This is a genomic window from Pseudoteredinibacter isoporae, from assembly GCF_011602085.1.
GTDB classification, from domain to species: Bacteria; Pseudomonadota; Gammaproteobacteria; order Pseudomonadales; family Cellvibrionaceae; genus Pseudoteredinibacter; species Pseudoteredinibacter isoporae.
The window spans coordinates 1-12,500 of the sequence record NZ_JAAONY010000004.1; the positions used below are offsets into that span (position 1 = coordinate 1).

Below are 12,500 nucleotides of genomic sequence, written 5' to 3' on the forward strand. Positions count from 1 at the left end.
TGGGTTCGCTCACGATTCAAGCCGATGGTTCTTACACCTACACCCCAGGTGCAGGCGCGGCAGCATTGGCTGAAGGTGCCACCGCTACCGATACCTTCAGCTACACCTTAAAAGATAACGATGGCAGTTTCTCAACCACAACGGTAACGATTACGGTCACCGGAACGACTGACGGTGTGCCGACCATAACGATCACTGATATCAACTCTGGCGCGACGGGTGAAGCAAGTGTTTCTGAATCGGGTAACTTTTTTGGTGCCACTTTTACGGTGACAGCCCCGGATGGTCTTGATTCTTTAACGATAGCAGGTCAGACGGTTACATTAGCGGCATTAAACAATGCCTCAAACACCAATATCATCGACATTGCAACCGGAGACGGTGTGCTGACGATAACGAACTACAATGCGAGCACGGGTGCTGTTAGTTATGGTTACAATCCAGATGGAATATCGCAAGACCACAATGGCGGTGAAATTGTCCACAGTATAGCGATCGTAGTGAACGATAGTGATGGCACGACAGCCAGCGATACTCTGGACATTTTGGTTCTCGATAGAGCTCCGGTTGCAAACGCGGATACGGGTTCAACCGATGCGGATACGAATGCGACAGGTAATGTTCGTACAGGTGCCGGTGCTGACCAGAACAGTGCCGATGCTACCAGCATTGGAGGCGTGGCAGCAGGTACACAAACGGGCGATATTGTTGGTGGGGTCGGTACGGCCATTGTGGGCAGTTTGGGATCTTTAACAATTCAGCCCAATGGCTCGTACACCTATGTTCCAGGTGCAGGAGCGGCGGCATTGGCGGAAGGCGAAACTGCGACCGATACCTTCAGCTACACCTTAAAAGACAGTGACGGCAGTTTCTCCACCACAACTGTCACGATCACGGTAACGGGAACAACCGATGGTTTACCAACCGTCACCATTACCGACAACAATGCCGGTGCCACCGGTGATGAAAGTGTTCAAGAAGATGCGACCTTAACGGGCAACACGTTTACGATCAGTGCACCGGATGGTTTGGGTTCGATCAGTGTGGCGGGCCAAACGATTACGGCAGCCGCTTTAAATAACGCTTCAACCACAAACATTGCCGTCAACACATCACAAGGCCTGTTGACGATTACCGACTACAACTCGGCAACGGGTGTGGTCACCTACAATTATGATCCAGCCGGTGCCGCCAAAGATCACACCAGCGGTGAAGTGGTGGATAACATTGCAGTGGTTGTTACGGATAGCGATGGAACAACCGCGAATGGTACGTTAGATATTTTAATCACCGACACTGCGCCGGTTGCTAACGCCGATACCGATTCCACCGATGCGGATACGAACACAACGGGTAATGTTCGTACCGACGTCGGCGGTGCTGATGTCGATGGCGCCGACGCGGCTGAAATTACGGGCGTAGTGGCCGGCACACAAACCGGTGATATTGTTGGCGGTGTGAACACAGCTATTGCAGGCACTTTAGGTTCTTTAACCATCCAAGCCGATGGTTCTTACACCTATACCCCTGGTGCGGGTGCTGAGGCACTGGCCGAAGGTGCCACGGCGACCGATACTTTCAGCTACACCTTAAAAGATGACGATGGCAGTTTCTCAACCACAACGGTAACGATTACGGTCACCGGAACGACTGACGGTGTGCCGACCATAACGATCATGGACAACAATGCCGGTGCGACGGGTGAAGCAAGTGTTTCTGAATCGGGTAACTTTTTTGGCGCCACTTTTACGGTGACAGCCCCGGATGGTCTGGATTCTTTAACGATTGCAGGTCAGACGGTTACATTGGCGGCATTAAACAATGCCTCAAGCACCAATATCGACATTGTAACCGGGGACGGTGTGCTGACGATAACGAACTACAATGCGAGCACTGGTGTTGTTAGTTATGGTTACAATCCAGATGGAATATCGCAAGATCACAGCAGCGGTGAAATTGTTCACAGTATAGCGATTGTAGTGAACGATAGTGATGGCACGACAGCCAGTGATACTCTGGACATTTTGGTTCTCGATAGAGTTCCAGTTGCAAACGCGGATACGGATTCAACCGATGCGGATACGAATGCGACAGGGAATGTTCGTACAGGTGCCGGTGCTGATCAGAACAGTGCCGATGCCACAAGCATTGGAGGTGTGGCAGCAGGTACACAAACTGGCGATATTGTTGGTGGGGTCGGTACGGCTATTGTGGGTAGTTTGGGATCTTTAACAATTCAGCCCAATGGCTCGTACACCTATGTTCCAGGTGCAGGAGCGGCGGCATTGGCGGAAGGCGAAACCGCGACCGATACCTTCAGCTACACCTTAAAAGACAGTGACGGAAGTTTCTCAACCACAACTGTCACGATCACGGTAACCGGTACAACCGATGGTGCACCGACCGTTACGATCACTGACAACAATGCTGGCGCAACCGGTGATGAAAGTGTTCAAGAAGACGCGACCTCAACGGGCAATACCTTCACCATTAATACGCCGGATGGTTTGGGATCGATCAGTGTTGCGGGTCAAACTATTACGGCTGCTGCATTAAATAATGCCTCCACAAGTAATATCGCTGTCAATACGGCACAAGGTGTGTTGACGATTACCGATTACAATTCGGCAACGGGTGTGGTCACGTACAATTACGCTCCAGCCGGTACCGCTAAAGATCATACCAGCGGTGAGGTGGTGGATAACATTGCAGTGGTTGTGACTGACAGTGATGGAACCACCGCGAACGGCACTTTGGATATTTTAATCACTGATACCGCTCCCGTTGCCAATGCTGACACTGATTCCACCGATGCAGATACCAACGCAACGGGCAACGTAAGAACCGACGTCGGCGGTGCTGATGTCGATGGTGCGGACGCTGCCGAAATTACGGGTGTGGTTGCGGGCACTCAAACCGGTGATATCTCCGGTGGTGTTAATACCGCCATTGCGGGCACGCTTGGTTCCTTAACTATTCAGGCGGATGGTTCTTATACGTATACCCCAGGTGCAGGTGCCGGAGCACTCGCTGAGGGTGCAACGGCGACCGATACTTTCAGTTATACACTGAAAGATGATGACGGTAGTTTCTCAACCACAACGGTAACAATTACCGTCACAGGAACGACTGACGGTGCACCAACGGTTACGATCACTGACAACAATGCCGGTGCGACCGGTGACGAAAGTGTACAAGAAGATGAGACGTTAACGGGAAATACGTTTACGATCAGCACTCCGGACGGTTTAGGTTCCCTGAGCATTGCTGGCCAAAGCATTACGGCCGCTGCACTCAATAATGCCTCAAGCACGAACATCACCGTAACTACACCCGAAGGGGTAATGACTATTACGGGTTACAACTCTTCTACCGGTGTAGTGACATACAGCTATGATCCAAGTGGTACCGCCAAAGATCATAGTGGTGGTGAAATTGTTGATAGCTTGGCCGTTGTCGTAACCGATAGTGATGGAACCACCGCCAACGGCACTTTGGATATTTTAATCACCGATACCGGCCCAACCGCAAACTCTGATACTGCAACAACAAGTCAGGAAACTCTGGTTACTATTGACGTGCTTAATAATGATGTATTCGGAGCTGATGGTGCGGCGGCGACAAACTCCGGCGTAGTTGCAGCGACTGTAAGCGCCGCTCAAGGGACTGTGACGATCGCATCGAATGGCGAATTGCAATTTACACCGGCGAACGGATTTACTGGCACAGCGACCATTAACTATACCATTCGCGATGATGACGGTACGGAGTCAAACAGTACTGTTGAAGTTGATGTGATTGGTGTGAGTAATATAACGAATGCTTCCGAGTCTGAAGGCGAGAGTTTGGAACACACGGTAACGTTGAGCAGCACGACAACCGCCGATACCGTTATGTCGTTTACGATTGGAGATGCTGGTGATAGTGCGAGCAGCTCTGATTACGATGCATCATCATTAGTATTCAGTAATGGCGTCACTTATGACGCGGCCAATAATCAAATTACGATTCCTGCTGGCGTCACAAATTTTACGGTGACAGTACCGAGTACGGAAGATAGAGATGTTGAATCGGATGAATCCTACACTCTGAATATTGGTCAGGCTTCCGCAAACGGTACCATCGAAAACGACGATACCGATGTTACCTTGACGCCAACAACAATGACCTTTGATCCCGCGACAATGGGATTGCAATCATCCTATTACGGTTACAACGACAACCGAACTGGCAGCAGTTCTGATCCTTTGTTCAGTTCAAATGGCGTTACCCGCTTGCACAGTGATGATGGTATTGCCGGGGACGCGGCGGGAAGTAACAATAATATTGATCGCAATGCGGATGTTATAGCGATTGTGGAAGGTCGGGACAATGACAGCACGTTGGTAAACAGTGGGCGTGCGGGCAGTGCGGCAGCTGCGGACGTGACTTTTATTGCGAATCGGGTTGAATACGGTTTTAACGCACCAGGTTCGAATGGCGTGGCGTTTGGTAATGGCATTGGAGTTAATCCCCATGTGGATGCGGGAGGCACAATCAGTTCGGGTAATCTGAATGCTTTCCTGGCAGGGAATGCATCAGACGTAACAGTAACTACTGGATTGGGGCGTACTACCGATGGCGCTTTCCGCATGGTGGGCTTTATTTTTCTACCGGCCGGAAATTACGATATTCGAGTTCGTGCTGATGATGGCTACCGTGTTTATCTCGATGGTGGTGTGGCTGCCGAGGCGGATCGTAATCAGGGCTCTCGTACCGATGTCTATACCAATAACAGTGCTGGAGGTGGCCTGGTTCCGATAGAGATTCTGTATTGGGATCAGGGTGGTGCTGCAACGTTGCGCGTTGAAATCAAACCTACGGGGGCGCCTAATTCTGATTACCAAGTGTTGGATACGGATGATTTGCCGATTCTAACACCGGATCAGGCGGCAGGTATTCCCGACGATGCGACGTTTGCCCAAGATGCAGGCGGAAATTGGGTGGCAAGTTCCGGTTCGACCCATACTGGTGATGCAACGGATGAAGATATCACGGGTACGGCTTTTGCCGACACGATTATTGGTGGTGCGGGCGAAGACATCATGTTCGGTGGCGACGGTGCTGACCGATTTGTTTTCCGAAGTCAGGATGTGTCCGGTTCCAATGGTGTTGATGTAGAACAGGATGTGATTCGTGATTTCAATGCCAGCGAAGATATTCTGGATTTAAGTGATCTGCTGAATACGGCTCAGAATTCCGGAAATTTGGATGGCTATCTGCACTTTGAAGTTGATGCGACTACCGGCGATATTCTTGTGCATATCAATGTTGAGGGTGATTCCAGCTCCAATACCCTGGAATCAGGCAAAGTTGATCATGTGATTCGTATCGAAAATCCGGATGCCGCTGTCTTTAGCGGGACCGACCAGCAAATTATTGATAACCTCTTGAACAACGGGGCTTTGGACACCTTGCTGTAAATCCCCGCGCAAATCTGGCAGAGCAGGGTGGCGTTTCCACCTTGCTTTTGCTTTTACCCGGCTCCGGGGCTTGCTACAATCCGGTCATCTTTGACCCGCTAGAAGAGTCCTATGTTAGATAAAAAACTCCTATCGATTCTGGTTTGCCCTGTGAGCAAAGGCCCCTTGGTGTATCGTGAAGATGATCATGAGCTGATTTGCTATGCCAGTGGTCTGGCTTATCCTGTTCGCGATGGAATCCCGGTTATGCTGGAAGGGGAAGCCCGTGAGTTGAGTCCTGAAGAGCGCGAAGCTGGACGTAAACAGTAGCTCGTAATATCAAAGCAACCGCACAAGGAACCAGAGAATGGCAGAAGAATCCATTTTTACCAAGATCATCAATGGCGATATTCCCTCGGATATTCTTTACGAGGATGAGGATTGCATCTGCATTAAGGATATTGCACCCCAGGCTCCTGTCCATGTTTTGTTGATTCCACGTAAGCCAATTCCTCGATTGGCTGACGCTACCGCAGAAGATCAGGCCCTGCTGGGTCGACTGATGTTGCGTTCGGGTGATATTGCACGTCAGTTGGGTATCGATGAAGCTTTCCGTTTGGTAGTGAATAATGGTGCGGGCGCCGGTCAAACTGTATTCCACCTGCATCTCCATCTCCTGGCAGGGAAAGAATTCACCGAAGCAGGTCTGGGTTTTTAATATTCGTTCTCAATGGGGCGATATTTTTCTTTGGAATCACACCGTTTTACTCAATATTTGCACCTTTTTGGTGCTTCTTTGTCGCCAGTATAGCTGGCGGCAAGTCCCCCAATTTCCTGGCTCTCCGCACTTTTAATAACCGTGTAATAGTCTGCAAATGACGCTATAATTGCGGCCTTTTGACTATTAAACATCCAGCTGGCCGTTGGATCTTATTGAACTGTGGAACGCCAAATGATGAAGAGCGCTGAAATACGCCAAGCATTTCTCAACTTTTTCCAATCCAAGCAGCACCAAATTGTTGCCAGTAGTTCACTGGTGCCCGGAAATGATCCCACCCTGTTGTTCACCAATGCCGGTATGGTGCAATTCAAAGATGTGTTTCTTGGGGATGATCAGCGTAACTACAGCCGAGCGACCAGTTCACAGCGTTGTGTACGTGCCGGTGGTAAACATAACGATTTGGAAAATGTTGGTTATACCGCTCGCCACCACACTTTCTTCGAAATGCTGGGTAACTTCAGCTTTGGTGATTATTTCAAGCGTGATGCTATTAGTTTTGCCTGGGAGTTCCTGACGTCCGAAGAATGGCTGGGCATTTCCAAAGATAAGCTGATGGTGACGGTTTATCAGGAAGATGATGAAGCCTTTGATCTCTGGCATAAGGAGATGGGCGTACCTGTTGAAAAAATCGTTCGTATCGGTGACAAGGGAGGGCGTTATCAGTCGGACAATTTCTGGTCTATGGGTGATACCGGTCCTTGTGGCCCTTGTACTGAAATTTTCTATGATCACGGTGAAGATATCTGGGGTGGCCCTCCAGGCAGCCCGGAAGAAGATGGCGATCGCTTTATTGAAATCTGGAACGTGGTTTTCATGCAGTTCAATCGCAGTGCCGATGGCACGATGAGCCCATTGCCAAAGCCTTCGGTGGATACGGGTATGGGACTGGAGCGTATTGCCGCGGTTATGCAAAACGTACACAGCAACTATGAAATTGACTTGTTCCAGTATCTTTTGCAAGCAACCGCAAAAGCCACCAACACCGACGATATGGAAAATAAATCCCTGCGAGTGATCGCTGACCATATTCGTTCCTGTGCGTTTTTGGTGGTCGATGGTGTGATTCCTTCCAATGAAGGTCGCGGTTATGTGCTGCGTCGTATTGTCCGTCGTGCAATTCGCCACGGTCACAAACTAGGGCAAAAACAAGCCTTCTTCCACACTCTGGTGCAGGCTTTGGTGGATCAGATGGGCGAAGCCTATCCGGAACTGAAACAGCAGCAGGCGCAAATTGAAAAAGTGTTGCTCACCGAAGAGCAGCAGTTTGAAAAAACTCTGGATAAAGGGATGGCCGTTCTGGAATCTGAATTGGCGGATCTCAAAGCTAAAGAAATTCCAGGTCAATTGGTGTTTACCCTATACGATACTTACGGTTTCCCGGTTGATCTCACGAATGACATCGCTCGCGAAAGAGAGATGAGTATTGATCTGGAAGGCTATGAGACTTTAATGGAAGCGCAGCGTCAGCGTGCTCGTGCTGCGGGTTCTTTTAAAGTGGATTACAACGATAGCCTGGATATTGATGGCGACACGGATTTTACCGGCTACAACAAGCTTGAGGGTTCAAGCAAGGTTGTGGCGTTGTTTAAAGAGGGCGACGCTTGTGAGCAGTTGCAAGCAGGTGATCGTGGCATCGTCGTTCTTGATGCAACCCCCTTCTACGCTGAATCTGGTGGCCAGGTCGGTGACCAGGGTGAGTTGTCCATTAACGGCACTCGTTTTGTTGTTGAAGATTGTGCAAAACAGGGCAGTAACCACCTGCATATTGGTACATTGGCGGAAGGCAGTTTGTCACTGGGCGACTCCGTAAATGCCACAGTGACTTCGGGAACGCGTCAGGCAACTGCGCTTAACCACTCCGCTACACACTTATTGCACGCCGCGTTGCGTAAGGTATTGGGCGATCATGTAACCCAGAAAGGCTCGTTGGTTGACGCCGAGCGTTTGCGTTTTGACTTCTCTCATTTTGAAGCCGTTACGGCCGCTGAATTAAAAACCATTGAAGCGATGGTTAATGAGCAGATTCGAGCGAATACCGCAGTACAGACCGATGTTTGCGATATGGAAACGGCAAAGAACAAAGGTGCCATGGCGCTGTTTGGTGAAAAGTACGGCGATACCGTACGCGTTTTGTCGATGGGTACGGAACAGTTTTCGGTTGAGCTTTGTGGTGGTACTCATGTTGAGCGCACGGGTGATATCGGTTTGTTCCGCATCACATCAGAATCGGGCATTGCCGCTGGTGTACGTCGTATCGAAGCCTTGACCGGCGAGGCAGCTATGCAAAACCTCGACGCGCAACAGGCCCAGTTGCAGGAAGCCGCTAAATTATTGAAGAGTAAACCGGAAGAGCTGGTGGTTAAGTTGCAAGGTTTGCTGGACCAGCAAAAAACTCTGGAGAAAGACCTTAAAGCGGCAAAAGCCAAGTTGGCCAGTGCTGCCAGTGGCGACATGCTGAGCAAGGCGGTTGAAATTCAGGGTGTTAAGGTGCTGGCCGTTCAGCTGACCGATGTGGATCCCAAGTCCCTGCGTGACAGTGTCGATCAGTTTAAAAATAAACTGGGCAGCTCGATCATTATGGTCGCTGTTGTCGATGGCGAAAAGATCTCTCTGGTCGCGGGTGTGAGCAAGGATTTAACCGATCGATTCAAGGCCGGTGAGCTGATGAAACACGTTGCGAGCCAGGTCGGTGGCAAGGGCGGTGGTCGCCCGGATATGGCACAGGGTGGTGGTGATCAACCTGAGAATCTGGACGCCGCGCTGGCCTCGGTAAACGCTTGGGTAGAAGAGAAAATCTAAGCCGCAAATTGTGTCAAAAGTGGCCACTAAATTGGTTAACTTTTACCAAGTTTTAGTGTTTAATGGCCCGCTTTTGAAAAAAGTATGACAACCATAGCAAGCCGCTAAAAGCGGTAAGAAATAGCATAATTATGAGTTTAATTGTTCAGAAATATGGCGGTACCTCGGTAGGCTCGGTTGAGCGTATCAAGGCGGTGGCGGAAAAGGTCGCCAGATTCCGTCAGCAGGGCGATGATGTCGTCGTGGTCGTTTCCGCAATGAGCGGAGAAACCAATCGACTGATCTCCCTGGCCCAAGAGATGCAAGAAACACCAGACCCTCGCGAGATGGATGTTCTGGTTTCCACCGGCGAGCAGGTGACCATTGCTTTGTTGTGTATGGCGCTGAAAGGCCTCGGTTGGGAGGCCCGCTCCTACACTGGTGGCCAGGTGAAGATAACCACCGATAGCGCCCATACCAAGGCGCGTATTGTGGATATTGATGAGGCGCCCATGCGTGCCGATCTTGATGCCGGTCGTGTGGTGGTTGTTGCGGGCTTCCAGGGTGTCGATGAGAAAGGTTCTATTACCACGCTGGGGCGTGGTGGTTCTGATACCACCGGTGTGGCTCTGGCCGCGGCCCTGAAGGCGGATGAGTGCCAGATATACACCGATGTGGATGGCGTATATACCACTGACCCGCGTGTGGTTGATGGTGCGCGTCGCCTAAGCCGGATCACCTTTGAAGAGATGCTGGAGATGGCCAGTCTGGGTTCAAAGGTATTGCAAATCAGGGCGGTAGAATTTGCTGGTAAGTACAATGTGCCACTGCGCGTGCTGCACAGCTTCCAGGAAGGCCCGGGAACATTAATTACTCTAGATGAGGAAGATAACGAGATGGAGCAGCCTGTTGTTGCTGGTATAGCCTTTAACCGTGATGAGGCGAAATTAACGGTACGTGGTGTACCGGATATCCCAGGTGCCGCTTCCAAGTTATTGGCCCCTATTGGTGAAGCCAACATTGAAGTCGATGTGATTGTGCAAAATGTGGCAGCTGATGGCACCACGGATTTGACTTTTACTGTGCATCGTAATGATATGGATAAAGCCGCCGCTATCCTGCGTGAAGTCGCTGAATCCTTGCAGGCAAAAGAAGTGACATTTGACGACAAAATCGCTAAGGTATCCATTGTGGGTGTGGGCATGAGATCCCACGCTGGCGTGGCCTCCCTGATGTTTAATACCCTTGCAAATGAAGGGATTAACATCCAGATGATCACCACATCCGAAATCAAAATTTCGGTGATTATTGAAGAGCGTTATTTAGAGCTTGCAGTGCGCAGTTTGCACTCAGCCTTTGATCTGGATAAAGAACCAGAGGAAGAATGAGGATAGCTATGGATTTGTGAGTTTCTCGTGACAGCTGAACTTACAGTCCATCGCATAATCGAATTATAAGAGACCGCTCCGGGGTATCGCTCAAGCTAAAGGAAGCTGGAGGGTAGCCCGGGACCGCAAGGTATGTGAGCCGTGTGGCGGTCAACAGAATCATAGCGATGTAAAATCGAAGTGGTAAGGCCTGCCGGCAAATAACAGGAGAATCAAGATGTTAATTTTAACTCGCCGTATTGGTGAAACCTTGATGGTAGGTGACGATGTGACTGTCACTGTACTGGGTGTCAAGGGGAACCAGGTGCGAATAGGTGTGAATGCACCCAAAGAGGTAGCGGTACACCGTGAAGAGATCTATCAAAGAATTCAGCGCGAAAAGCAGGAGCCCAACGGGAACGTATCCTAGGGTGTAGCCAAGCGCTTATACCTGGACATGGATACTGGGTGTAAAGATCTCTACAAAAGCGGGATTGGATCCCGCTTTTGCATTTCTGGGCTTAAATTTTTTTAGAAAAAAATCAAAGTAAGTCTATGATTTTGTAAGGATTGTGGTATTATGCCGCCCTCGTTTGGAGAGGTGGCCGAGTGGCCGAAGGCGCTCCCCTGCTAAGGGAGTATACCCTAATCCGGTATCGAGGGTTCGAATCCCTCCCTCTCCGCCATCATACATAAAGCCCTAGCGTGAAAGCGCTGGGGCTTTTTTGTATGTGTAGAATGTGTTTGCTGGATGTATATAGAATGAGCAGTTCGCTGGGGAATCGGCCTGCAATGCAAAGGCGCTGAATCGAGCGACAGGAATAGCCCATATAAAGCCTCAATCAAATCCCTTTTGGTAACACCAAAATCGCCCGTAAGTCATTCACATTGGTATACGTCGGCCCGCTCACGAGTAAGCCGCCAAAGCGCTCAAAAAAGCCATAGCTATCATTGTTTGACAGATAGCACTCTGCCTCGGTTTTCTTCTGAATCAGCGTCTGAGGGCCAATGAAGGCGCCTGCATTGTCACCACTGCCATCGATGCCATCTGTATCAGCAGCCAAGCCATAAATTCCTCTTTCACCGTTCAGCGCTAAGGCCAAAGCAAGGGCGTATTCGGTATTGGGGCCGCCGCGGCCATTGCCTTGAACATTTACGGTTGCTTCGCCGCCCGACAAAATAAGCTGAGTTTTTTCAGGATTGCTGGCAGCGATTTTCAACGCCATCTGCGCATGTTCTTCAGCAAGTTTCCGGGCATCATCTTCCAATTCTGAACCCAGATAATGCAACTCGATATTCGGGTGCTCGCCTTGTAGTGCACGAATCAGTGTTGCGAAGGCCTGGGTGGGACTCAATAAAATATCAAAGTGATTTTCGTCGAAACATGAATCCCCGGGCTTGGGAGTCTCGTTTTGTGTATGGGATAAATATTTGGCGATGCTATCCGGTGGAGTGATGTTAAAGTGTTGCAATATGTCCAAAGCGTGAGCTTGGTAGCTTGGGTCGGCAACGGTTGGACCGGAGGCAATAACATCCGCTTTATCTCCGGCGACATCCGATACGGCATAACAATTAACCCTGGCGGGGTAGGCGAGTTTAGCAAGCTGCCCGCCCTTTACACTGGAAATGTGTTTGCGCACGCAGTTAATGTCTTCGATATTGGCGCCGCTCAGTAGGAGCGCCTGGCAAACTTTTCGTTTTTCCTCGGGCTCGATACCTTCAGCGGGGTAACTGAGCAAAGCCGAGCCGCCACCGGAAAGCAAGCAGATTAATTGATCGCCTTTTTCCAAACCTTGCACAGCTTTCATAATATTCTCTGCGGCGGTTAATGAGCTTTGGTCGGGAAGAGGGTGTGCGGCAAAAAAAGTTTCAAAATGCTGGCAGTTGTGTTGCTCTCCATGACGACACAGTAACAATCCTCTTGCAGGAAATTTGCCGTCAAAGCGGTTTAACAATTGCATTTCACAGGCTTCTGCCAATTGAACAGCGGCTTTACCAATTGCCAGAATAAGTGTATTACCATGATTGGAAATCGGAAGTTCCGGCAAGCAATGCTGAAGCTGGCAACCCTGAATAAAGTCACGGAACAGGGATTCCAGAAAAACGTCGGGTTTGTCCATAGCTGCAAATACA

At 49.9% G+C, this 12,500-nt stretch carries 7 protein-coding genes and 1 tRNA gene; 7 read left to right on the plus strand and 1 reads right to left on the minus strand.

What is annotated here, in order from left to right:
* The 7 genes from G8768_RS18850 to G8768_RS18880 all read left to right on the plus strand — a co-directional run.
* On the plus strand, window positions 1-5,462 hold a 5,462-nt coding region (locus G8768_RS18850; RefSeq protein ID WP_167202801.1), incomplete at its 5' end, for a beta strand repeat-containing protein.
* A gap of 111 nt (window positions 5,463-5,573) precedes the next feature.
* Window positions 5,574-5,771: a Trm112 family protein gene (locus tag G8768_RS18855; protein ID WP_166843463.1), complete on the plus strand. Its 198-nt coding sequence runs from the start codon at window positions 5,574-5,576 to the stop codon at window positions 5,769-5,771.
* 37 nt (window positions 5,772-5,808) lie between these two features.
* Complete coding sequence (locus tag G8768_RS18860; protein ID WP_166843462.1) at window positions 5,809-6,159, plus strand: histidine triad nucleotide-binding protein; 351 nt, start codon at window positions 5,809-5,811, stop codon at window positions 6,157-6,159.
* A gap of 234 nt (window positions 6,160-6,393) precedes the next feature.
* A complete protein-coding gene (gene alaS / locus G8768_RS18865; RefSeq protein WP_221450595.1) occupies window positions 6,394-9,021 on the plus strand; it encodes an alanine--tRNA ligase in 2,628 nt (875 codons plus the stop codon).
* 131 nt (window positions 9,022-9,152) lie between these two features.
* A complete protein-coding gene (locus G8768_RS18870) occupies window positions 9,153-10,388 on the plus strand; it encodes an aspartate kinase (RefSeq protein WP_166843461.1) in 1,236 nt (411 codons plus the stop codon).
* Window positions 10,389-10,605: 217 nt separating this feature from the next.
* Window positions 10,606-10,797 carry a carbon storage regulator CsrA gene (gene csrA / locus G8768_RS18875; protein WP_166843460.1) on the plus strand — a complete coding sequence of 64 codons (192 nt, stop codon included), beginning with the start codon at window positions 10,606-10,608 and terminating at the stop codon, window positions 10,795-10,797.
* Window positions 10,798-10,962: 165 nt separating this feature from the next.
* A tRNA-Ser gene (locus G8768_RS18880) sits at window positions 10,963-11,053 on the plus strand.
* A gap of 156 nt (window positions 11,054-11,209) precedes the next feature.
* On the opposite strand, the gene G8768_RS18885 is transcribed toward G8768_RS18880, so the two are convergent.
* Entirely contained in the window at window positions 11,210-12,487 is a 1,278-nt protein-coding gene (locus tag G8768_RS18885; protein WP_166843459.1) for a glycerate kinase type-2 family protein, read from the minus strand.
* Window positions 12,488-12,500: the final 13 nt, after the last annotated feature.

Coding starts and splice junctions, on each gene's coding strand:
- G8768_RS18860 (WP_166843462.1), top strand. CDS start 5,809: ATGGCAGAAGAATCCATTTTTACCAAGATCATCAATGGCGATATTCCC.
- csrA (WP_166843460.1), top strand. CDS start 10,606: ATGTTAATTTTAACTCGCCGTATTGGTGAAACCTTGATGGTAGGTGAC.
- G8768_RS18855 (WP_166843463.1), top strand. CDS start 5,574: ATGTTAGATAAAAAACTCCTATCGATTCTGGTTTGCCCTGTGAGCAAA.
- G8768_RS18885 (WP_166843459.1), bottom strand. CDS start 12,487: ATGGACAAACCCGACGTTTTTCTGGAATCCCTGTTCCGTGACTTTATT.
- alaS (WP_221450595.1), top strand. CDS start 6,394: ATGATGAAGAGCGCTGAAATACGCCAAGCATTTCTCAACTTTTTCCAA.
- G8768_RS18870 (WP_166843461.1), top strand. CDS start 9,153: ATGAGTTTAATTGTTCAGAAATATGGCGGTACCTCGGTAGGCTCGGTT.